Genomic DNA, 22,233 nt, shown 5'->3' on the forward strand with positions numbered 1-22,233 from the left:
TGGGCGTTTCGCTCGCGCCGCACGCCGGCCTCCCATCCATGCTCCAGCTCTTCTACTCGAATCGCTACGAAACGCTTGTCGGCGCGCTGCTCGACGACCTCGCGCAAGCGCCGTCCGATCCGTGGACCGCGCAGCCCGTGATCGTGCCGAGCGCGGCGGTGCGGCGGCGGCTCGAACTGGACATCGCCATGCGCCAGGGCATCTGCGCGAATGTCGAGTTCGGCTATCTCGCCCAATGGCTGTGGGCGCGGATCGGCGGGGTGATCGAGGTGCCCAGGCATTCGCCGTTCGCGCCGGACCGGCTCGTGTGGCGCTGCTACCGGCTGCTGGGCGAGGCGGATGAAGCCTTGCCCTGGAACGCGTCGCCGCGTCTGCGTACCTATCTGGATGCAGCGGACGCGTCCATGCGCTATGAACTGGCGCGGCGTGTGGCCACCGTGCTCGACCACTATCTGACCTATCGCCCGGAATGGTTGCTGCAATGGCAAAAGGGCGGTTCGATCTTTGCGAGCGGCGCGGCGGACGACAACGGCCCGCGTCTCGTCGGTGCGAGCGAGGCGGCGCGTGAGGACGAGCGCTGGCAGGCGGCATTGTGGCGCGCGGTGCTTGCGGAGGTGGCGGGCGACGCGCAAACGCCGGCTGCCGCATTGCCGCCCGCCTATCGCTTCCTCGAGGAAATCGGCACGCTCGATCTCGATGCGATCGCCAGGGCGGACTGGCCCGAAGCGGTGAGCGTGTTCGCGCTGCCGACCATGCCGCCGTTGCACGTCGCATTGTTGCGCGCGCTGTCGCGCTGGGTCGACGTGCGTCTGTACGTGATGAACCCGTGCCGCGAGTTCTGGTTCGACGTGGTCAGTGAAGGGCGCATCGAAGCGCTCGACGCCGCCGGGCAGCGTGACTATCAGGAAGTCGGGCATCCGTTGCTGGCCGAATGGGGCCGTCAAACCCAGGCGCAGTTGCATATGCTGCATGAGCTGACCGAGAGCGCGGCATCCGGCGAGACCGGCGACTTCACCGAGAATCCGCAGCCGAGCTGGCTTGCCGCCGTGCAGAACGGCATCCTCGATTTGCGCGTCGAAATCGATCCCGACGCGTTGCCGACCGAGCGCGGCATCGAAGTCCACGTGTGCCACAGCCTGTCGCGGCAGCTCGAAGTGCTGCATGATCGCCTGCTCGGCTGGTTCGACGAGTTCGACGATTTGCAGCCGTCCGACGTGCTGGTCGCCGTGTCCGATCTCGCGACGGCCGGCCCGTTGATCGATGCGGTGTTCGGCACGGCGCCGCCCGGCGATACGCGCCGCATTCCGTATCGGATCACCGGCTTGCCGCCGTCGCAGGCCAACCCGGTCGCGCGCTTGCTGCTCGATTGGCTGGCGCTGCCCGAGCGCAGTGTGAGTGCGCCGGACCTGATCGAATGGCTGCGCGTGGATGCGATCGCCGCGCGCTACGGCATCGACGCAAGCGCGCTCGAAGCCGCGCAGGAGTGGCTGGCCGCGGCCGGCGCGCGGCGCGGGCTCGCGCCGGTGGAGCCGACCGGCGAACACGTGCCGGTCGCCCGTCATACGTTCGCCGATGCGCTCACGCGTCTTTACCTGGGTTACGCGATGCCGGACGGCGGCGAACCGGTCGACGCCTGGTTGCCGGTCGAAGGCGCCGACGGCTCGGACGCCGAATTGCTCGGCCGGCTGTCGCGCTTCGTCGACGACATCGACAGCTTCGCCGCGCGTTGCGCGGACGAACGAACGCCGGCCCAATGGACGCAACTGCTGCTCGAAACGCTCGCGCAGTGTTTCGACGGCGGCGTGGCATTCGCCGATTCGCTGGCGGCCGTGCGCGACGCGATCGACAAGATGGGCGAAGCCATGCAAGCCGGCGCGCACGAGGTCGCGTTGCCGGCCGCGGTGGTGCGCGGCGCGCTCACGGAAGCGCTCGACGACCCGGCGCGCGGCGGCGTGCCCTGGGGCAGCGTGACGTTTTCATCGCTGACGAGCTTGCGCGGTTTGCCGTACCGGATCGTCTGCCTGCTAGGCATGGACGACGGCGTGCTGCCGAGTCTCGCGCGCGCCGACGAGTTCGACCTGATGGCCGCGTTCGGCAAGGCCGGCGACCGGCAGCGCCGCGACGACGAGCGCAATCTGTTCCTCGATCTGCTGCTGGCCGCGCGCGATCGCCTGTTCATCGCGTATACGGGGCGCAGCATTCGCGACAATGCGCCGTTGCCGCCAGCCGCATTGGTCGACGAATTGCTCGACCATCTCGCGCAAGTGTCGGCGGGCGAGGGCGCGAGTCCCTCGCAAGTCGAAGCGGCGCGTCATGCGTTCATCGTCGACCATCCGCTACAGGCGTTCGCATCGGACTATTTTTCGCCGCGCGGCGAGCTGTTCACCTACGACGCCGATCGCGCGGAGCTGGCTACCTTGCTGGACGCGCCGCGGCATCCGGCCGCCGCGCCGTTCTTCGATCAGCCATTGCCGCCGGAAGACGAGGCGCCGGTTGCCTTCGACGAATTCGTGCGCTTCTGGCGGCACCCGGCGCGGGCGTTGTTGCGCGACCGCCTGGGCATCGTGCTGTCGGATGCGCAAGGCGAACTGCTCGACACCGAACCGTTCGAACTCGATTACGCCGGGCGCGACGCGTTGGCCGAGCGACTGTTGCCCGTACTGCTCGACAGCGATACCGAGGACGACGTGCTTGACGAACGCGTACGCCGCGTCGCCGCGGCCAGTCCCGAATTGCCGGGCGGCGCGACCGGCGCGGTATGGCGTGCGCGGGAGCTCGGCGCGCTGCGCCAGCTTGCCGACAGCGTGCGCCGCGAAGTGGCCGCGGGCGTCGAGCGCATGCCGTTCGTGCTCGACATCGCGCCGCGCTGGCCCGACAGCGGTGAGATGGCGGGTACGCTCTTCGGTCCACACGACCCGGCGCTGCGTGAAGCCGCCGAAGCGCCATTGCAATTGCACGGTACGTTGAATTTGCTGACGGAAACCGGACAAGTGATTTTCCGCTACGCCAAACCCACCGCGCGCGACTATCTGTCCGCGTGGCTCGCGCATCTGGTCTATTGCGCCGCGCAGCCGGATGGCCCGCGCCGTACTGTGTGGCACGGCAGCGGCGAGAGCTTCGAACTCGCGCCGGTCGCCGCGCCGCTCGATGAACTGGCGCCGCTTGCCGCCTTGTTCAGAGCAGGGCGCAGGTTGCCGCTGCGGTTTTTCCCGAAGAGCGCCTGGACCAAGGTGAGCGAAAGCGATTCGGCGGCTCTGGGTGTGTGGGTCAATGATCGCGTGCGCGGCGAATCCGACGATGCGGCGTTGCGCATCGCGCTACGCGGCACGCCGCTCACGCTCGACGAACCGTTCGGCAATCTCGCGTCGATCGTTTTCAGGCCGCTCGTGCAGCATCTGCGGAGCGCGTCATGAACCGCGCCCTTCAGCATCACGCGCTGGTCGCCGAGGAACTCGACGTATTCGCCTGTTCGCTCGACGGCGTCAACCAGATCGAGGCGTCGGCGGGAACCGGCAAGACCTGGAACATTTGCGCGTTGTACGTGCGCCTGCTGCTCGAAAAGAACCTGAACGCGGATCAGATTCTCGTCGTCACGTTCACGAAGGCGGCCACCGCTGAATTGCACGAGCGCATTCGCGGCCGTCTCGCGGAACTGCATCGGGCAATCGACCTGGACGACGACGGCGGCGATCCGTTCATCCAGCGTCTCTTTGAAACGACGCTCGCGCCCGAGGGGGGCATCGAGCGTGACGCCGCGTTGAAGGTAGTGCGCCGCGCATTGCGCACATTCGACCAGGCCGCGATTCACACGATCCACGCATTCTGTCAGCGCGCGTTGCAGGAGGCGCCGTTCGCCGCCGCCATGCCGTTCGCCTTCGAAATGGAAGCCGACGACGCGGCGTTGCGCTTCGAGATGGCGGCTGATTTCTGGCGCGAGCAGGTCGAGCCGGTGGCCCATGCGCATCCCGCGTTCGCCGCCTGGCTGGTGGCGAAACGCGCGGGCCCCGCTTCACTCGACGAGCAGCTTGCGCGTCGTCTGAAGAAGCCGTTGGCGCAGTTGCGCTGGGGCAAGGCCGATCCGGGCGCAAGCGGCGCCGATCCGCAAGCCGGTTTCGATGCGGCCTGCGAAGTCTGGTGTGCGGAGCGCGACGCGATCGTCAGTCTGCTCGCGCAGGCGCAAGAGCGTCTCAGCAAGACCACACACAAGCCGGATCACGTGAGCGCGGCGATCGCCGCGTGGACCGAGTACTTCGCGCAGGGCGATTGTCATGCGCCGCCGCCGCGGGCCGCGTTGAAGCTGACGGCGTCGGCATTGAAGAAGGCCACCAAGGTGAAGTTCGAACCGCCCGAGCACGCGTTCTTCGAACATGCCGAAGCATTGGCGGCCGCGGTGGTCGCGGCCGAAGCCGCGCAACGCGCGCGTTGGCTCTCGCTCGTTCAGGCCTGGCTCGATTACGCGCCGGCCGAACTGGCGGCGCGCAAGCGCACGCGCCGCGTGGTCTCGTTCGACGATCTGCTGTCGAACCTCTACCGCGCGCTTGCGGCGCACCCCTGGCTTGCCGATGCATTGCGCACGCGCTATCCGGCCGCGCTGATCGACGAGTTCCAGGACACCGATCCGTTGCAGTTCGCGATCTTCAGCCGCATCTTCGCGCCGGCCGGGCCGCTCTTTCTCGTCGGCGATCCGAAGCAGGCGATCTACAGTTTTCGCGCGGCGGATCTGCATACCTATCTGACGGCGCGCGCGGCGGCTTCGGCGTGCTACACGCTCGCGGTCAATCAGCGCTCCACCGCGCCGATCGTCGAGGCTTGCAACCGGCTCTTCGAAGCCAATCCGCAGGCGTTCGTGCTCGACGGTCTCGACTATCAGCCGGTGCGCGCGGGCGAGCGTCGCAGGCCGCCTTTCTCCGACCCCGACGCGAGCGCCGGCGACTTCCGCATCTGGAGCCTGCCGCAAGGCGACGTCGCATTGACCAAGCGCGAGGCTCAGCGCGAAGCGAGCGAAGCGTGCGCGGCCGAGATCGTGCGGCTATTGCGCGGCGCGCGTGAAGGCGCCGTGACGATCGGCGGCGCGCCGCTTGCACCCGGCAACATCGCGGTGCTGGTGCAAACGCATAAGCAGGGCAGTCTGATCAAACGCGTGCTGGCGGGGTGGGGCGTCGGCAGCGTGGAACTGGCGCAGGCCTCGGTGTTCGCGACGCTCGACGCGGAACAGATCGAACGCGTGCTGGCCGCGGTCGACACGCCCGGCGATCTGCGCCGCCTGCGCGCCGCGCTGGCGACCGACTGGCTCGGGCTCGACGCCGCCGCGTTGTGGCGTCTCGAACAGGCCGCCGACGCGCCCGCACCCGCCGACGACCCCGCGCATGCCGCGGACGCGATGGGCTGGGTCGAGCGTTTTTCACGCTACCGGATGCTGTGGCACGAGCGCGGCTTCGCGGTGATGTGGCGCACGCTGATGCGCGAACTGCGCGTCGCGCAACGGCTGGTCGCCGGAGCCGACGGCGAGCGTCGTCTGACGAACGTGAACCACCTGGCCGAACTCGTGCAGTCGCGCGCCGCCACGCAACCCGGCATCGCGCCGACCTTGCGCTGGCTCGCCGCGCAACGCACGCAAGGTGGCGGCGAAGACGCGCAGTTGCGGCTCGAGTCGGATCGCAACCTCGTGCAGATCGTTACCGTTCACAAATCGAAGGGGCTGGAATATGCGGTGGTGTTCTGTCCGTTCCTGAACGACGGCGCGCTGCGCGAGCCGCCGTCTTCAGGCTTGCCGGACGCGCGCGAGTATCACGACGAAACGGGCGACGCGGTGCTGCATTATGGTTGCGACGACGAGGAGGCCGAGCGCGCGGCGCGTCACGCGGTGCGCGAACAGGCGGCGGAGCGGGCGCGGCTCGTCTACGTGGCGTTGACGCGCGCTGTCTACCGTTGCTATCTGGTGGCGGGCACGTATCTGTCGTCGCGTTCCACCCGGGAGTCGCGCCGCAGCGTGTTGAACTGGCTGGTGGGCGGCAGCGGGCACGGCTTCGACGACTGGCTTACCGATCCGCCCGACGAAGCCGCTTTGTCGGCAAGCTGGCAGGCGCTGGCGGGCGGTCCGATCACGTTGCAGGCGTTGCCGAAAGTGGCGCGCCGCGTACCGTTGGAAAGCATCCAGGACAGCGGCGCGCGGATGCAGGCGCGCGCCAATCGCCGGCCCTTGCGCGATCAGTGGCGCATGGCGAGCTTCAGCGGTCTGATCGCCGCGGGAAGCAAGACCGAGGAGATGCACGCGCCGGTGGAAGAAGTGCGGCCCGATCACGACGAGATCGCCGATGCGCTCGTGTCCGCGCCGCTGCTCGTGCCGGTGCGCGCGCAGCAGGCGCCGTCTTACGCCGAGGACGACATTCTCGCGTTTCCGCGCGGCGCGGCGGCGGGCGACTGCCTGCATCGCATGTTCGAACTGGCGGATTTCACCAAACCGCAAACCTGGCCCGACGCGATTCGCGGCGCGTTGCGCGAGCGCCCGTCGCCGGCCGTGCCCGAACTCGCAACGCGTCTACCCGCGATGATGCACAAGCTGATCGCGGACGTCGTGACCACCGAACTCGTGCCCGGCATGGTGCTGTCCAAACTCGATCCGCGCCGCCGAATCAATGAACTGGAGTTTCTGTTCGCGGCGCCGTCGCTCGATTTCCCGGCATTGCGCGAGTTGCTGATCGAACACGGCTATCCCGACGTCGCGCTGGAACCCGGCGTGTTGCGCGGTTTCGTCAAGGGATTCATCGACATGATCGTCGAACACGACGGACGCTTCTGGATCGTCGACTGGAAATCGAACCATCTGGGCGACAGTGCCGCCGACTACGCCGACGCGCCGCTCCAGGCGGCCATGGCGAGCCATGCGTATCACCTGCAAGCGCTGCTTTATACGGTCGCGCTGCATCGTTACCTGAAAACGCGGCTGCGCGACTACTCGTATGACACGCACATTGGCGGCTATCTGTATCTGTTCGTGCGCGGCGTGCGTCCGCAGTGGCGCGATGCCGACGGCCCGGCGGGCGTGCATGGGCGCAGGCCCCCATTCGAACTGGTCGCGCTGCTCGACGCGGCGATGATCGGAGGTGCCGCATGAGCACGCTCGAACACACCAGTTCGACGCCGCCGGAACTCGATGACATCGACATCGGCGTGAATCTGCCTGCGCCGACCGATTTCAGCATCGCGCTCGCCGAGGGTTTCGCGCGCCGCATCGGCACGCTGGCGCGGCGCGGCGGCGCGTCGGCCGAGGCGGTGAAATGGGCGGCGCGGGGCGCGTTCGCCGCGAGCCGCGCGACGGCCGAGGGGCACGTATGCGTGCCCCTCGCGGTGCTGGCGCGACGCTTCGAGGCATCGGGCGCGGAGGTGCGCGCGGCGCTGTTCGCAAGCGGCATGGCGAGCGACGGTTCGCAGAGCGCCGCGGCGTTGCGTCCGTTGGTGGTCGATGGGCAAGGGCGGTTATATCTGGCGCGCTACTACGACTACGAGCGGCGGCTGGCGCGCTCGCTGGTGGGGCACGCGGATGCGGAGGCGCAGCGGGTGCGCGAGGACCAGGCCCGGAGTCGTGATCGTGTTGCGGGCGGTGGCGACGCCGCGACAGGCGCGGATGCGAGCGCCGACGCCAACGCCAAAACACTGCACGAGCGCCTGCTGCGTTACTTCGGTCCGCCGAAGGACGACGAACTCGACTGGCAGCGCGTCGCGGCCGTCATGGCGCTGTCAGGATGGCTCACCATCGTCAGCGGTGGGCCGGGCACGGGCAAGACCACGACCGTGGTGGGCGTGCTTGCCTGCTTGCTCGATGCGCGCGCCGATCTGCGAATCGCGCTCGCTGCGCCGACCGGCAAGGCGGCGCAGCGGATGCAGGAAGCCTTGCTCGCGCGCGCCGGCGAATTGCCGCCCGCGCTCGCCGCGCGCTTGCCGCAGACTTCGTACACGCTGCATCGTCTGCTTGGCTCGGGACCGGGGGGGCGTTTCCGGCATCATCGCGACAATCCGCTGCCGTATGACGTTGTGGTGATCGACGAGGCGTCGATGATCGACGTCGCGATGGCCGCGCATCTGCTCGATGCGATCGCCCCGCGCACGCGTCTCGTGATGCTCGGAGACAAGGATCAGTTGGCCGCCGTCGAGGCCGGCGCGGTATTCGCGGAACTCAGCGCGCGGCCGGACTTCACGTCAGCCGGGATGCAGCGGATCGCCGCCGCGTTGGGTATCGCGGAGGCGCGGCTCGCGCAAGCATTGCCGCGCGCATCGCGAAGCGTCCACGAGCAGCGAGGCGGCCGGTCCACTCGTGAAGAAGCGCCGGACGATTTTCATGCACCGTTCGACGATCTGTTCGCGCGTGCCGATGCGCCGGATGCTGTCGTTGAGGGCGCCGATGGCGATCTGTTCGAACACGCCGTGTCGTCTGCCTACGCGTCGGCGATGGGAGCGGCGGCATCACCGCTTCAAAGCCCGCTCGCCGACTGTGTCGTCTGGCTCGAGCGCAATTATCGCTTCGGCCTCGAATCGCCGATCGGCCGCTTGTCGCTCGCGATCCGCAACGGCTCGGCGAACGCGGCGCTCGACGTCTTGAGCCTCGATCCGCTCGAACCATGCGCCGCGGCGCTTCACGAAGATACCCACGCGACGCTTGCCGAGCGCACGGTCGCGCGGCTCGCCGCGGGCTTCGCGCCGTATGCGGACGCCCTCGCCGCGGCGCTCGCCGCCGAAACGCCGGACCCGTTGCCGCTTTTCGATGCGTTGAACCGCTTCCGCGTGTTGTGCGCGACGCGTTCGGGGCCGCGCGGCGTCGATCAGGTGAATGCGGTCATGGCGGCTCAAGTGAGACGCTCGGCCGGCGTGACGCTCGCCGTGGGCGCGCAATGGTTCGCGGGACGGCCGGTGATGGTCACGCGCAACGATTACGCGCTGGGCCTGTTCAACGGCGATATCGGCATCGCGCTGCCGGGCGCGGGCGGCGCGTTGCGGGTGTACTTTCGTACCGGTGACGGCGGTCTGCGCGCGGTCTCGCCGGCCGCGCTCCCGCCGCACGACACGGCGTTCGCGCTCACGGTCCACAAGTCGCAAGGCTCCGAGTTCGAGCACGCGGTGCTGATGCTGCCGTCGGCGTTCAGCCGGGTGTTGTCGCGCGAGCTCGTGTACACGGCGATCACCCGGGCGCGCGAGCGGGTGGAAGTGATTGGTTCGCGGGCCGTGCTGGCGCAGGCTATCGAGACGCCGACGCAGCGTGACTCGGGGCTGGCCGCAAGAATCGCGGAGGCGTCGGGTAACGCGTAGCGGTGCGGCATGGCGGCGGCGCTATCGATGAAGCGGCCATGCCGACGGCGCAAGCGGTTTTCGGCGCCGCGGCCGCTGTGTACACTTGCACCTCTTTACCCAATCCCCTGTCATGACATCCCGCTATCCGATCCCGCCGAACGAAATCGAATTGACCGCGGTGCGCGCGCAGGGAGCGGGCGGCCAAAACGTCAACAAGGTATCGAGCGCCATTCATCTGCGCTTCGACGTGCGCGCGTCGTCGTTGCCGGAAGTGCTGAAAATGCATCTGCTCGCGCTGTCCGATCACCGGCTTACGCGTGACGGCGTGGTCATCATCAAGGCGCAGGAGCATCGTACTCAGGAGATGAATCGCGCGGCGGCGCTCGCGCGGCTCGACGAACTGATCGAAAGCGTCAGCGTCACGCGCAAGCCGCGCTTCGCGACCCGGCCGACGCGCGCGTCGAATCTGCGGCGTCTCGACAGCAAGGCCAAGCGCAGCGAGATCAAATCCGGCCGCGGGCGAGTGGACGATTAACGCTTGCCGCTGCGTCCGCCGGCGCGCGCAATGGCGCTCGGGCTCGTCGGCACGAAGTCGACGCAAAGCACATGCATGCCGTCATGCTCGAACGCGATGGCCGCGGTGTAGCAGTCCTCGCCGTCGGCCAGCGAATAGTGCGGACCCATCATGGCGACGCGCCCCGGCGCCGCGAGCGCATGCTTGAAATAGGCGCGCCGCGACCAGTTGCTGCGCGTGTTCGTGTAAAGCGGCGCGAGCCGCAGCGGAGGCGGCGGCACGCTAACGGCGGTGATCGACGGCTGGGTCTGCTCGCCGCGACTATCGGTGATGAACACCCGGCGCGCTTCGCGCAGATGCGACACTTCTTGCGCCGCGTCGCGCAGATCGCCGCTGAGCTTGTAGGCGTCGGCCGCGGCCAGCACCGCCTCCGCAAAACCTTCAAAACCGATCCGCTGATGGCGCGCGTGCGCGCGTTCGTAGTCGGCGAATTTGCCCCACATCGACTCGAGCAACGCGGGCACCTTGGCGCACGCCGCCTGCACCGAACTCTGCGGCTGACCGAGCCAGAAACCCTGCACGAAATCCACGTCGGCCTGCATGAGGATCATCAGTTCCTCGTCGGTCTCGACGCCTTCGGCCAGCACCAGCGTGCCGGATTGGTGGAGCATTGCGATCAGGTGGCTGATCATCGAATCGTCGCCCTCGCGCTTGCCGGCGCGCGCGACCAGTGAACGGTCGAGTTTGACGATGTCGGGGCGAAAGCGCCACACGCGGTCGAAATTCGAAAAGCCGGTGCCGAAGTCGTCGATCGCGATCAGGAAGTCGCGCGGTTGCGAGGCGGCCAGCATGCTGGCGACCGCGGATTCATCGTCGGCGGGCTGTTCGAGCACCTCGATCACGATGCGCTCCTGCGGCAGGCCGAAGTGCGCGGACAGCTCATCGATGAAGGTGCGTTGCGGCCAGTCCGTCTCGAACACCTGCGGGCGCGTGTTCAGGAACAGCCAGCCGGTGCTGATGCCTTGCTCCATGAAATTCGCCACATGCAGGCAGCGCGCGATGCGGTCGAGCTCGCGCGCGTCGGCTGCGGAGCGCGTGCCGGAGAACAGCACTTCCGGCGAGACCGGCAAGCCCACCGGATCGAAGGCGCGCAGCAGCGCTTCGTAGCCGACCACGCACTGGTGTGTGACCGAGAGCACGGGCTGGAACGCGCTGTGCAGGGTCAGCGCGCGCCACGTCGCGGTCCAGCCGGACTCGTCCCGGACCAGATGCGGGAGCAGGCCGCTCAGGGTCAATTCGCTGACGGTTGGCATAAGGGCAGGCATGAGAGCGGGCATGGTGGCATCGCGGCAAGCGGATGACCGGGTGCGCAGACCGATTCGGCGCGCGTTTCAGCGCGCCACGAAAGCACAGCCCAGGCGTCGGCGGGGTGGGGCGCGAAGCGCGCGGGAACGCGGAGAACGATGCCAGCCATGCTGGACTCCGGCGGATTGGTCAAACCAGTCTAGCAGTTTGCGATTTGCATGAATGTGCGGGTTATCACAGACGCATAACGTCATTTGATCGCCCTGCGACCAGCTGCGGCGAGGCGCCCGGCATGACTTCGCGCGAGAGCATGGCGCGCGCTTGCCGTGCGCGACACATTCATCGCCGCCGTCGCGGCCCGTCGTGATCTGCCGTGTGCATGAGGCGAGCGTAGCAGGGTGGCGAGTGGCCGCCCGCCAAACTCCAGGCGAGACGGTACTCAGACGTTATGCGCTTTTCCACGCGCTTTTCGTCAGCCCATACGACGCGCGCGAATGGCGGCCGGCTGCATCCGCGAGCCAGCCTGCAGGTTTGAAAGACGGCAGGTATGCTGCTGGCTTTTCGTGAAAAGGGGGACGGTATGTCGGAAATCGCGGTGGTCGCAATCTCGGTGGCGAAGCCGGGCTACGAAGAGCAACTGCGCGAAGCGCTCGAAGGCATCGTCGGGCCGACGCGCAACGAGCAAGGCGCGCTGCAGTACGACCTGCACCGCGATGTGCAGGAGCCGCGCCGGTTCGTGTTCGTCGAGCGTTGGGAAAGCCAGGAGGCGCTGGCGGCGCATGCGAAATCCGCGCACATCGAGGCTTACGGGAAAGCCGTGGCGGATTGGGTGGAACACGCGGAAATCCGCGTGGTGTCGAAGATCGCCTGAGCGTTCGTGAGCGGTGGTGAGCGCCGCGCGACGGCGGGCGCCGGGCGGTGCGTGCCGTTTGTGCTCAGTGGGTCGCTTGCGGGACGTCGAGAATCAGGATGATGGTCCAGTCGGCATCGCCATCGTGGTGATACTGGCGTTCGGCGACGATGAACGGTTGCTGCTTGCCATCCGGGCCGAGAAACAGCACGTCGCCTTCCATCGGCAGGCATTCGACGGGCGGCAGCGCGAGGAACGCTTCCTGACCGCCGCGCGGCATCAATTTTTCGATCTTGCGGGATGCTGCTTCAGTCCATTCGATATCTAGCTGGATGTTGCTCATGCTGTCCTCCGCACCAGGGTGCGCATGGGTTAGGGGATGCCGGCTGGGCGCCGGTCGGTGCGCGACTTTAGCATACCGTCGGCCGGATGCAGCGGGCTTGGAGCGCTCGCACGGCGCCCTTGCGGCGCGGCGTTGGCTGTCTTCAGCGCCTCGGTGGTGAACGCCATGGCAGGCCGTCGATGCCTGCTTGTCGAAGGCCTGTGGGTACGTCGCAATGTCCCTTTGCAAGTCCGAAGGTCATTAGACAACAAAAAGCCGAAACCGGCGTGCCGGCTTCGGCTTTCAATCTTCACGGCGAGGCAGCGGCGATGCTGCCGATGATCTGGCTAGCCGCGCTTACGAACTGGCTGCATCGGCCTTGGCGGCCTTCTTCTTGTGATGCGGCGACATTTTGTGGTGTTGGGCGGGTGCTGCCGGCGCGCTGTCCATGGCTTGCTGCCGGTTTTGCAAATCTTGCGCGCGTTGTTCGACGTCGGCGGCCTTGGCCGGATCGGTGCTCATCGTGACGCCGCTGTCTTGCGCATAAGCTGCGCCCGTCACGGCACTGAGGGAAACCAGGATCGCCAGGGACACTTTCTTCATCGTTACCTCCGCAGAGTGGTTTATGGACCCGAACATTTGTCTACCCAAATGGAAAGACAGTGCATTCTAGCCAGCAATATCCGCTCCAGCAGACGCTTTGTAACGACGATGACAATTCGTTACATCCTGTTACTGCCGTCCAAGGACTGTTGTCAGGCTTACAGTTGATTTCTGCGCCCTCCAACACGGTGAGCTGTCGCGGCGAATATTCGCATCTCTAAATAACGCGGCTTTTGCGATGTTTCGCATTTCAGAACCATCCGATTGCGCGATAAATCTGAAACTGGGCGATTCCAATCAGCTCGTGCAACGCGATCTCGGCATTCACAAGATTTTCATACCGCGGGAGTACACCGACATGGGCGCGCCGCGCGCTCGAGATGACAGGTTGCGGTGAGAGACCGAACAACTGGAAGTTCATTAATGCGCGCGGCATGTGATACGCGGATGTGACGAGTATCAAGGAATCGTAATGTGATCGCTCGATAATGGTCGACACGTTGCGCGCGTTTTCGTAAGTCGTTCGGCTGCTGTTTTCCAGCACGATGTCCGCGCGGGGCACCTGCTTGTCCAGCAGATAGGGCAGATAGGTGTCGGCTTCGGTCGCGCGATGCCGCTGCGGGTTGCCACCGCTCACGATCACCTCGCAGGTGAGCGCCATGCGTTTGCAGTTCGCATAGTTGGCCGCGCTCACCGCGATGCGCGTGAGCACGTCGCGTGGCGGCACGAGCACATCGTGGGCGTCGTAAATCGTGCCGCCGCCGAGCAGGATGATCGCGGTGCGCGGCGCGAACGTGGCGGGCGCAGGGGATTGCCGGTGCGGTTGCGCCAGTTGCAGCAATGGCGCGGTGAGCCAGCCGGCCGAGAGCAGCCAGAACAGGGCGAGCAGACAAACGGCGAGCGGTCGGCGGGCGCTTTTCCATAGCACGATTGCTGCAAAAAAAAGCGCTAATAAAGTGAATAGAATCAATTTAGATGGGGTAACGTATGACTTTCGGGACAAATCCACGAACCTGCTATCGCGCCGCAGCGGTTGCATCGCCGGCCGTGGACAGAACGCTAACACGCTGTTCGGACGGGGGTTCCGAAAACGAGACCAGGCAGCACCTGGCGGAAATCCGGCTGCATGACTTGCAGCCCGCTTCCAGCCCAGGGCGGGTGCTACGCGCGTCACTGGTGGCGCGGTGACGTGTTGGGCATAAATGTGTCATGGCTGCACTTTAAGAAAGAAGTGAGATGACCACGTATTCCAACGAAGCGGTACTTGAAGCGCTGCGGCGGGCGCAATATCGCCAGGTCCCATGGGCCAGACGGCCGGGCGTTTTCCAATATCTTCGCGCGCTTGGCCTGATGGATACCGTTCGGCAGCGCACCGTCGCGCCGGCTCCGGGCTTTCACGCACCTGTCGACATCGCCGTGCTCACCGAGCGCGGCAAGGCTGAGTTTGCGCGGCTCGCACATGACGAGCGGTTGCTTAGCTGGACGGACCAGCGAATGAACGACTACGTCGTCGCCACCGCCGACTCGCGGCCCACCGCCGCGCTCGAAGTGCGGCCCTAGCTTCGGCGCACGGCTAACGCTGGTTTCCGGACCGTTGCACGAGGCTGGCGGTTATTTCGTTGTTCTGCAAACTGCGGCCATACTCCGGCCCTTTCCGCCGAAGTGGCTCGCGCGTCGGCTCGTGTCCGGTCATGAAAAAAAGCCCGTATCTTGAGGATACGGGCTACCGGAATTACTACTGCCACGCTGTGCTAATGGCGTTGAATGAGACTGTTGGCGGGATCCAGTGGTTCCCCAATCGATCCGCTTCGCACTGCCGCAATGGGCTCACGGCTACGGCGAAGTCACAGCGAATCATTTGGTACTAGCAAACGGGGCGGATGACTCAGCAGGACGCTCGGGCTTCCATTCGAATTCTGATCGACGCTCCCTCCCTAACGCCGGCGCGCTGGATCCTCGCGGGGCGGTTCCGGCCGAGTGCGCACGTTGCTTGCGATGTCGCCACGCAAATCTCCGCGCGGCGCGGGTGGCGTGAAGTCACGACTGCGCGCGTCGCGCTGCTGCCAGGCTTGAAGGCTGGCGGTGCGGTCAGGCCGCCAGTTCCAGCCTTCCGGCCGTTGCTGTGCAAGCGCCGCTGCGGCCATCGATGAAACCACAATGCCGCACAGAAGCAGTGACATTGGTTTCATGCTGGAGCTCCCGTCAAGCCGATCGACTCAAGGCCTGTTTTCATACCCCTAAGGTAGGCCGACCGACGAAAGCACGCTGTAAGTAATAGTAAATGGATGTTTCACCCGCAACGCTCTCGCTGCATCGGACGTCTGACGCAGCGCGCAGGCAGGGTGGAAAGGGACGACTGCGTTGGGCGCGCCGGCGAGCGGTGCCCATGACGAGTCAGGCGGGCGTCGAGAGGCGACGCACGAAGGCCTGGACAGGTGCCGGGCGCCCATAAGGGGCCCGGGTGAAACGATTCGCGTCAGGCCATCTTGACCGGCGCGCGCCACGATTCCGGATTGGTCCAGAATGCGCCGCGCAGACGGTCGCGGCTCGGCGGTGCTGGCGGTTTCGCAGCGGTGGCGCCGATCCGCCCGCGCAGCGAAATTTCGCGGCCGCTCGTTCCGAGTCGCTTGACTATTTCGGCGAGCGTACCATCGGCCTGCCACTCGTCGAAGCGGCGGCGGCAAGTCGGCGGCGACGGATAGCGGCCGGGCAGCTTGGACCAGCCTTCGCCGGTCGACAGCACCCAAAGCACGGCGTTGACGACCGCGCGCGCTTCCACGCGTGGCCGACCGCGCCGTTCGCTCCGTGCAGGCTCCGCACAGAACAACGCCTCGACCAGCGCCCACTCGTTGTCTCTCAAATCGTCGAACAGCATCATGTTTCACCTCAGCGAAGCTAACTCCGGTGCGCTGCCCCGCGCCGCGCACTCTCCATGCACTCGATAGGCGAGTGCCAAGGGGGTCGGGCTTGCCACGGTCCTGTATGCAGTCAGAACTCATGGCGCCGATCCTGTGTGCATGTAAATGCAGGAACTGTGCCAACATAAGTCCAACAGCCTGAAGCCCTGTAGCGGCGGGCCAGCGCGGGCGCTAGCTAGGGGCGTATGAGAATCCAAAAAACCCATCACGCAAATCGGGACAATCACCAATCTTGTGCAATCAGGCCCGGCCAGCGTGCGTTTGCGCCTTCCCGCTGCATTGCAGCGAAAGCCGCTGCGCCCGCTGTGACGCGAAGTTTGCGAATACAATGCGCATCAAAATGCGTCATTGATGAGGTTGGTAAATGAATGTCACGCTGCGCCAGCTCAGGGTTTTCATTGAGGTCGCCCGCTTGCAGAGCTTCAGTCGGGCGGGCGATGAAATCGGCCTGACGCAATCGGCCGTTAGCCGCTGCGTGCGCGAACTGGAGGGGGAAATCGGCCTCAAGCTGATCGACCGCACGACGCGCGAAGTGCAGCTAACCGATGTCGGCGGCAATCTGGTTGCGAGCGTGTCGCGTCTATTGAACGACCTCGACGACGCGCTGCGCGAGATTCGTGAAATCGGCGAGCAGCGCCGTGGACGAGTCATGGTGGCTGCCAGTCCGACGGTCGCCTGCCGGTTGATGCCGGGCGTGGTGGCGTCGTGCGGACGGCAGTTTCCGTACATCACACTGGGTTTGCGCGACGACGTGCAAAGCGACGTGGTCCGCAAGGTCAAATCGGGCGAGGTCGATTTCGGCGTGATCATCGGCCCCTTTTCCGCCGACGATCTGCTCAGCGAATCGCTGATGACGGATTCGTTCTGCGTCGTTTTGCGCGGCGACCATCCGTTGGCGGCCCGCAAGCAGGTGGCGTGGACGGACCTCGAGGGCCAGCAGCTCGTCATGCTCGATTACGCGTCAGGCAGCCGGCCGATCATCGACGCCGTGATGCAGGAGCACGGTGTCAACGCGACGGTGGTGCAGGAACTGGGTCATTCCGCGACCGTCTTCGGGCTGATCGAGGCGGGCGTCGGCGTGAGCGTGCTCCCCTGGCTCGCGTTGCCGCTGCCGGCGGGCGCCACGCTGGTGGCGCGGCCGCTGGTGCCGCGTGCGCAACGCACGGTCGAACTGGTGCGGCGGCGCGACCGTTCGTTATCGCCGGCGGCCGAGGCGGTGTGGGAACTGATTCGTCAATTGCCGGCGCGGGCGGAGGAGCTGGGCTGATGCGGGTCGCGGTTCGGCTCGGCGCCTGATTGACCGCCGACTTCGCCGTCCTGACGACAGGCGCCACGCTACACTGTCGCCTCTGCGCAATCTCAACCCCTAGCCGACACCGTCTGGAAGCCTCGATGAGCGAATCGGATCTGCCTGTGCCATCCATCCCGAATGCGCGCGATGCCGTGCGCGCCCTGCGTCCTTCGCAGATCCGCGAAGTCGCGAACGCCGGATTCGGCGTCGACGACGTGCTGCCGTTCTGGTTCGGCGAGTCCGACCGCGTCACGCCGTCGTTCATCCGCGATTCGGCCAGCGCCGCGCTGGCCGCGGGCGCGACTTTCTACACGCACAACCTGGGCATCGCGCCGTTGCGCGCGGCGCTCGCCCGCTACGTCAGCGAATTGCATGGGCCGACGTCGCCGGACCACGTCGCGGTGACGAGCGCGGGTGTCAATGCGCTGATGCTGGCCGCGCAACTGGTGGTGGGCGCGGGCGACCGAGTCGTCGCGGTCACACCGCTGTGGCCGAATCTGGTCGAGATTCCCAAGATTCTCGGCGCGCATGTCGAGACCGTTGCGTTGGGCTACGGCGAGCGCGGCTGGCAACTCGACATCGAGCGGCTACTGGCTGCGCTGACGCCGGACACCCGAATGCTGCTCATCAACTCGCCGAACAATCCGACCGGCTGGGTGATGAGCCGCGACGAGCAGCGCACCGTGCTTGCGCATTGCCGGCGCCACGGCATCTGGCTCGTCGCCGACGAGGTTTACGAACGCCTTTACTACGCGGACGCCGATCCCGGCGCGAGCGGCCCGCACTCACGCACCGCGCCATCGTTTCTCGACCTCGCCGGTCGCGACGAACGCGTGATCTGCGTGAACTCGTTCTCGAAGGCGTGGCTGATGACCGGCTGGCGGCTCGGCTGGATCGTCGCGCCGGCCACGCTAATGGACGATCTGGGCAAGCTGGTCGAGTACAACACCTCGTGCGCGCCGGCGTTCGTTCAGCAGGCGGGCATCACGGCCGTCGAGCAGGGCGAGCGCTTCACGCAGGAACTCGTGCTCGACCTGAAGGCATCGCGCGACCATCTGGTGCGGGCGCTGTCCGCAGTGCCGGGTGTCGACGTGAAGGCGCCGCCGGGCGCCATGTATCTGTTCTTTTCGATGCCCGGCGCCTCGCGCAGTCTTGAGCTGTGCAAGGCGATGGTGCGCGAGGTCGGCCTGGGTGTGGCGCCCGGCAGCGCGTTCGGCCCGCAAGGCGAGGGTTTCGTGCGGTGGTGCTACGCCTGCGACACGGCGCGGCTGGATGCGGGTGTCGAACGGCTGAAGCAGTTCCTCGCGCAACGTGCCGCACCGTGATGAGCGAAGCCGAGCGGGCGGACCGGACGGAAGCTTAAAGCTCTTTTGCGCAAAGCGGCTTCCATCCGTTTGCACGCGTCGTTGCGCTGAAGTGCGCCGATCAAGGCGGGACCGGATATGCGCGGGGGATTTCGCCTTTACGCACTGATTGTTTTTGCGTAATATGGCGCTCAGTCACGCGATTCCTTTCAGGAATATCGCTGCTCCGTCCGGCTGGGTTTGGCTCGATGCCTGTTTCGCCTCCCCCCGGTGCGTGCTCCCATCAATATGACCGATCAGAATCGGGCGAGCGCGTCTTCAGTTCCACATCGTCTGTTTGATCCGGTTCTTTGACCCTAACTCATAAGGTCGACCTGGCTGCATGAATACCCAAGAGGCGAAGATCGTCCTCGAGACTGCCTTGATCTGCGCGCAGGAGCCGTTAAAGCTCGGCGAGTTGCGCAAGCTCTTTGCCGACGGCGTGTCGGCAGACACCGTTCGAACTTTGCTCGAGGACCTCAAGCGCGATTGGTCCGGGCGCGGTGTGGAGCTGGTCGGGTTGGCGTCGGGCTGGCGATTTCAAAGCAAGCCCGCGATGCGTTCGTATCTGGATCGTTTGCATCCCGAGAAGCCGCCGAAATATTCGCGCGCGGTGCTCGAGACGCTCGCGATCATCGCCTACCGGCAACCGGTCACGCGTGGCGATATCGAGGAGATTCGCGGCGTCACCGTGAATACGCAGGTCGTCAAGCAACTCGAGGACCGCGGCTGGATCGAGGTGATCGGTCATCGCGACGTGCCGGGCCGTCCGGCGCTGTATGCGACCACACGGCAGTTTCTCGACGACCTCGGTTTGACGGCGCTCGACGAATTGCCGCCGCTCGCCGATCCGTCCGCGCAACTGAACGCGGATCTTCTCGGGCAGCACGCAATCGAGTTTTCGGATGTGGAAGCGGCTCAGGCATTGGCTGCGAGCGAAGAGGCCGTGATCGAAGAGCCGGCCGACTCCGGCACGACCGAGGCGGTCGACGAATCGCATGGCGCGAGCGTTGGCGGCGAACCGCACGAAGCCTTGCAAGCAGCGAACGAAGCGCCGCTGGCCGGATCGGCGGACACAGCTAGCCATGAAGACACCGGCCATGTCGAAGAGACGCCTGGAACGGCGGGAACGGAAATAGCTAAAGAGTATCAAGCGCCGCATGCTGAACACAGGGAGTCAGCGGAGACGGCGGTTAAAGCGGCGGATATGGCAGCGGCGTCCGAGTCGCAAAACGACGCTGCCGGCGCACCGGCCGCGCAAGAACATGCTGAAGAAGCGGCAAAGGTTGTACCGCAGGCCGGCGCCGCCGAACCTGCACTGAATCACGATCCGGTCTCCCAGGCCGATCCCGCAATACCCGCGCGCGACTCGGGCGCGCTCCGCAATACGGAGCGCGCCGCCGAGCCGAACCCGACCACGGCGGCGCACGGCGATCGTAAAGATCGTCGCGATGCCGCACAGGACGCAGGCATTCTGACCGACGACGAACCCGAGTCGCGCAGCGCCTGACGTAACCGAACTTTTTTGCCGCGCCCGCAATGGGCGCGCGCGACCTGACATTTTGAGGTTGTTTTGACACATACCCACGACACCGATTCGTCCGAATCCGAGCGCGCCGTGCCGTCGGCGCGCGCTGACGAGACGCACGCCACGCAAGCATCGGCAGGCGAGGGCGAGCGCCCGGCGCAGACCACGGAAGCAGACGGCGAGGACCGTCCGCGCCGCGGCCTGCGTCGCGGGCCGCGCAGCCTGATCGCGCGGCGCCGCGCCGGAGCGAAGACGAAGGGCGCCGAAGGCGCGCCCGCGCAAGGAGCGCCGGTCGTCACCGAGGCCCCGCCTGACGGCGAGGTGGTCGCGCAAGTGCGCATGCCGCGCAAGGAAGCCGGCGCCAAGGGACAAGGTCCGCGGCGCAATGCCGGCGGGGCGAAACGCGAAGGTGGTCAACGTGAAGGCGCACCCCGCGAGGGCGGCGCTCGCGAAGGTGGGCGGGGCGAGCGCCAGCCGCGTGAAGGCGGTCAGCGTCAGAACCGCCGCGGCGCCGAAGCACCGGCGGCCGCGGCCACGGAAGCCGGCCAGGACGATCTGTTCTCGTACGTCACCTCGCCCGCATTCGATGCCGACAACAGCGCCACCGGCGGCGTGCGCGCGCCGATGCTGCGCCGTGGCAAGCCGGCCGCGCCCAAGCGCGTGCTGGCGGCGGACGACGACGCGCCGAAGCTGCACAAGGTGCTGGCCGAAGCCGGCATGGGCTCGCGCCGCGACATGGAAGAGCTGATCGTCGCCGGCCGCGTGTCGGTGAACGGCGAGCCGGCTCACATCGGGCAGCGCATCATGCCGACCGACCAAGTTCGCATCAACGGCAAGCCGGTCAAACGCAAGCTGGCCAACAAGCCGCCGCGCGTGCTGCTGTATCACAAACCGACCGGCGAAATCGTCAGTCACGCCGATCCGGAAGGCCGTCCGTCGGTATTCGACAAGCTGCCGCCGATGAAAACCGCCAAGTGGCTCGCGGTCGGCCGCCTCGACTTCAATACGGAAGGTCTGCTGATGCTGACCACGTCGGGCGATCTGGCGAACCGTTTCATGCACCCGCGTTATAGCGTCGAGCGTGAATATGCGGTGCGCGTGGTCGGCGAACTGGCCGAAGGCATGCGTCAGAAGCTGCTGCATGGCGTCGAGCTGGAAGACGGTCCGGCGAATTTCCTGCGTATTCGCGACGGCGGCGGCGAAGGCACTAATCACTGGTATCACGTCGCGCTCGCCGAAGGGCGTAATCGCGAAGTGCGCCGCATGTTCGAAGCGGCCGGCCTGATGGTCAGCCGTCTGATCCGTACCCGTCACGGCCCGATTTCGCTGCCGAAAGGTTTGAAGCGCGGCCGCTGGGAAGAGCTCGAGGACAATCAGGTTCGCGCGCTGATGGCGTCGGTCGGCCTGAAGGCGCCGACAGAAGAAAAGGGCGGTCGCGGCGCCGCGCCGGAGCGCAAGCAGCCGGATCCGATGCAAACGTCGATGGGCTTCATCAATCGTGAGCCGGTGCTGATGTCGCACGGCCGTTTCGAGCAGCAGCCGCGCGGCCAGGGTCGTCGTGGTGCGGCGGGCGGCGGCTTCGGCGGCGGTGCGGGCACCGGCTTTGGTGGCGGCTATGGCAGCCGTGGAGCGGGGCGTGGGGCCGGCGGCGGCTTCAGCGGCCCGATGGGCGGCGGCACGGGCGGTCCGCGTGGCGGACGTGACGTCGACGGCAATCGTGCGCCGTCGGGCAATAGCAATCGGGCGGCAGGCGGCGGCAAGCGCGTCGGCGGCGCTGGCGGCAATCCGGGCGGCGGCGGTCGCGGGCCGGGCGGCAATCGCGGCGGCAGCGGCGGTGCGGGCAACCGTGCGGGCGGCGGCAATGCCAATGCGGGTGGCGCCAATCGCGGCGGCGGCGCACCGCGCGGCCGCTCACGTGGCCGTTAAGCGGTAACGAAGTCGCGCGTGGCGGGCTGTCGCGTATCGCGCTCCCTAATACGTGCGGCCCTCGGCGGAATCGATCGACGAGCGCCGCGCATTTCATGCGGCGCATAAAAATCGCGGCGTGAGCGCAAATCGGGGCAGAGTCGCTCTGCTTGCTCGCCAAGCCAGGAGCGGGCCGCGCAAACCGCCTTGCAAAAGGCCCAAAGCGCCGCCATATCGTTCGAACGATTTCCCATGAAATCAAGCGGAAATGCGCTTCACGCGGCGTTCTGCGGGTTTGCGTTTGTCCCGAAAAATGGCTACAATCGCGAAGTCGCTGGGCGTGCGGCTTTTCATGTGCGGCTCAGGTGCGAC

General features: G+C 66.5%; 15 protein-coding genes and 1 pseudogene. 10 read left to right on the top strand and 6 right to left on the bottom strand.

Annotation, left to right across the window (positions count from 1 at the left end; all coding sequences use genetic code 11):
• The first annotated feature begins 38 nt into the window (after nucleotides 1-38).
• The 4 genes from recC (at nucleotide 39) to arfB (ending at nucleotide 9,817) form a co-directional block, all read left to right on the top strand.
• Nucleotides 39-3,413, top strand: coding sequence for an exodeoxyribonuclease V subunit gamma (recC, locus tag BUE39_RS16770; RefSeq protein ID WP_073429832.1), 3,375 nt, complete (start codon nucleotides 39-41; stop codon nucleotides 3,411-3,413).
• Nucleotides 3,410-7,114: an exodeoxyribonuclease V subunit beta gene (gene recB, locus BUE39_RS16775; RefSeq protein WP_073429833.1), complete on the top strand. Its 3,705-nt coding sequence runs from the start codon at nucleotides 3,410-3,412 to the stop codon at nucleotides 7,112-7,114. The genes recC and recB overlap by 4 nt, the downstream gene beginning before the upstream one ends.
• The gene (locus BUE39_RS16780) at nucleotides 7,111-9,300 is read left to right on the top strand and encodes an AAA family ATPase (protein WP_073429835.1); all 2,190 of its coding nucleotides are present in this window, start codon (nucleotides 7,111-7,113) and stop codon (nucleotides 9,298-9,300) included. Before recB ends, BUE39_RS16780 begins: the two co-directional genes overlap by 4 nt.
• A gap of 112 nt (nucleotides 9,301-9,412) precedes the next feature.
• The gene (gene arfB, locus BUE39_RS16785) at nucleotides 9,413-9,817 is read left to right on the top strand and encodes an alternative ribosome rescue aminoacyl-tRNA hydrolase ArfB (RefSeq protein ID WP_073429837.1); all 405 of its coding nucleotides are present in this window, start codon (nucleotides 9,413-9,415) and stop codon (nucleotides 9,815-9,817) included.
• On the opposite strand, the gene BUE39_RS16790 is transcribed toward arfB, so the two are convergent.
• Nucleotides 9,814-11,109, bottom strand: coding sequence for an EAL domain-containing protein (locus BUE39_RS16790; RefSeq protein WP_073429839.1), 1,296 nt, complete (start codon nucleotides 11,107-11,109; stop codon nucleotides 9,814-9,816). The two genes, arfB and BUE39_RS16790, sit on opposite strands and share 4 nt — an antisense overlap.
• A gap of 572 nt (nucleotides 11,110-11,681) precedes the next feature.
• Between BUE39_RS16790 and BUE39_RS16795 the strand changes: the two genes are divergently transcribed.
• Nucleotides 11,682-11,972, top strand: a complete 291-nt coding sequence (locus BUE39_RS16795; protein WP_073429915.1) for a putative quinol monooxygenase — start codon at nucleotides 11,682-11,684, stop codon at nucleotides 11,970-11,972.
• A gap of 64 nt (nucleotides 11,973-12,036) precedes the next feature.
• Here the strand turns inward: BUE39_RS16795 and BUE39_RS16800 are convergent, their stop codons facing one another.
• From BUE39_RS16800 to BUE39_RS16810, 3 genes are all read right to left on the bottom strand, one after another.
• Nucleotides 12,037-12,294, bottom strand: a complete 258-nt coding sequence (locus BUE39_RS16800) for a hypothetical protein (protein WP_007182306.1) — start codon at nucleotides 12,292-12,294, stop codon at nucleotides 12,037-12,039.
• A 336-nt stretch (nucleotides 12,295-12,630) separates the two neighbouring features.
• Entirely contained in the window at nucleotides 12,631-12,876 is a 246-nt protein-coding gene (locus BUE39_RS16805) for a hypothetical protein (protein WP_073429841.1), read from the bottom strand.
• Nucleotides 12,877-13,126: 250 nt separating this feature from the next.
• On the bottom strand, nucleotides 13,127-13,846 hold the full coding sequence (locus tag BUE39_RS16810) for a YdcF family protein (protein ID WP_235004889.1): 720 nt from the start codon (nucleotides 13,844-13,846) through the stop codon (nucleotides 13,127-13,129).
• A 266-nt stretch (nucleotides 13,847-14,112) separates the two neighbouring features.
• Between BUE39_RS16810 and BUE39_RS16815 the strand changes: the two genes are divergently transcribed.
• Nucleotides 14,113-14,436 carry a hypothetical protein gene (locus BUE39_RS16815; protein WP_073429845.1) on the top strand — a complete coding sequence of 108 codons (324 nt, stop codon included), beginning with the start codon at nucleotides 14,113-14,115 and terminating at the stop codon, nucleotides 14,434-14,436.
• Between the two features lie 374 nt (nucleotides 14,437-14,810).
• Here the strand turns inward: BUE39_RS16815 and BUE39_RS35510 are convergent, their stop codons facing one another.
• Nucleotides 14,811-15,065, bottom strand: coding sequence for a hypothetical protein (locus BUE39_RS35510; RefSeq protein ID WP_073429847.1), 255 nt, complete (start codon nucleotides 15,063-15,065; stop codon nucleotides 14,811-14,813).
• A gap of 290 nt (nucleotides 15,066-15,355) precedes the next feature.
• Nucleotides 15,356-15,751, bottom strand: a pseudogene (locus tag BUE39_RS16825) (transposase); the annotation flags it as partial.
• 407 nt (nucleotides 15,752-16,158) lie between these two features.
• Between BUE39_RS16825 and BUE39_RS16830 the strand changes: the two are divergent.
• The 4 genes from BUE39_RS16830 (at nucleotide 16,159) to rluB (ending at nucleotide 21,882) form a co-directional block, all read left to right on the top strand.
• A complete protein-coding gene (locus BUE39_RS16830) occupies nucleotides 16,159-17,061 on the top strand; it encodes a LysR family transcriptional regulator (RefSeq protein WP_073429849.1) in 903 nt (300 codons plus the stop codon).
• 125 nt (nucleotides 17,062-17,186) lie between these two features.
• Nucleotides 17,187-18,410, top strand: a complete 1,224-nt coding sequence (locus BUE39_RS16835; protein ID WP_073429851.1) for a pyridoxal phosphate-dependent aminotransferase — start codon at nucleotides 17,187-17,189, stop codon at nucleotides 18,408-18,410.
• A 361-nt stretch (nucleotides 18,411-18,771) separates the two neighbouring features.
• On the top strand, nucleotides 18,772-19,938 hold the full coding sequence (scpB, locus tag BUE39_RS16840) for an SMC-Scp complex subunit ScpB (RefSeq protein WP_073429853.1): 1,167 nt from the start codon (nucleotides 18,772-18,774) through the stop codon (nucleotides 19,936-19,938).
• A gap of 63 nt (nucleotides 19,939-20,001) precedes the next feature.
• On the top strand, nucleotides 20,002-21,882 hold the full coding sequence (gene rluB, locus BUE39_RS16845; RefSeq protein ID WP_073429855.1) for a 23S rRNA pseudouridine(2605) synthase RluB: 1,881 nt from the start codon (nucleotides 20,002-20,004) through the stop codon (nucleotides 21,880-21,882).
• The last annotated feature ends 351 nt before the right edge of the window (nucleotides 21,883-22,233 follow it).

Origin of the sequence: Paraburkholderia terricola (genome assembly GCF_900142195.1) — a bacterium.
Classification (GTDB): Bacteria; Pseudomonadota; Gammaproteobacteria; order Burkholderiales; family Burkholderiaceae; genus Paraburkholderia; species Paraburkholderia terricola.

Excerpts from the sequence above, each read along its gene's own strand:
- scpB (WP_073429853.1), top strand. The coding sequence starts at position 18,772 with ATGAATACCCAAGAGGCGAAGATCGTCCTCGAGACTGCCTTGATCTGC.
- recC (WP_073429832.1), top strand. The coding sequence starts at position 39 with ATGCTCCAGCTCTTCTACTCGAATCGCTACGAAACGCTTGTCGGCGCG.
- BUE39_RS16790 (WP_073429839.1), bottom strand. The coding sequence starts at position 11,109 with ATGCCAACCGTCAGCGAATTGACCCTGAGCGGCCTGCTCCCGCATCTG.
- BUE39_RS16780 (WP_073429835.1), top strand. The coding sequence starts at position 7,111 with ATGAGCACGCTCGAACACACCAGTTCGACGCCGCCGGAACTCGATGAC.
- recB (WP_073429833.1), top strand. The coding sequence starts at position 3,410 with ATGAACCGCGCCCTTCAGCATCACGCGCTGGTCGCCGAGGAACTCGAC.
- BUE39_RS16835 (WP_073429851.1), top strand. The coding sequence starts at position 17,187 with ATGAGCGAATCGGATCTGCCTGTGCCATCCATCCCGAATGCGCGCGAT.
- BUE39_RS16815 (WP_073429845.1), top strand. The coding sequence starts at position 14,113 with ATGACCACGTATTCCAACGAAGCGGTACTTGAAGCGCTGCGGCGGGCG.
- BUE39_RS16800 (WP_007182306.1), bottom strand. The coding sequence starts at position 12,294 with ATGAGCAACATCCAGCTAGATATCGAATGGACTGAAGCAGCATCCCGC.
- BUE39_RS35510 (WP_073429847.1), bottom strand. The coding sequence starts at position 15,065 with ATGAAACCAATGTCACTGCTTCTGTGCGGCATTGTGGTTTCATCGATG.
- BUE39_RS16805 (WP_073429841.1), bottom strand. The coding sequence starts at position 12,876 with ATGAAGAAAGTGTCCCTGGCGATCCTGGTTTCCCTCAGTGCCGTGACG.
- BUE39_RS16830 (WP_073429849.1), top strand. The coding sequence starts at position 16,159 with ATGAATGTCACGCTGCGCCAGCTCAGGGTTTTCATTGAGGTCGCCCGC.
- BUE39_RS16795 (WP_073429915.1), top strand. The coding sequence starts at position 11,682 with ATGTCGGAAATCGCGGTGGTCGCAATCTCGGTGGCGAAGCCGGGCTAC.
- arfB (WP_073429837.1), top strand. The coding sequence starts at position 9,413 with ATGACATCCCGCTATCCGATCCCGCCGAACGAAATCGAATTGACCGCG.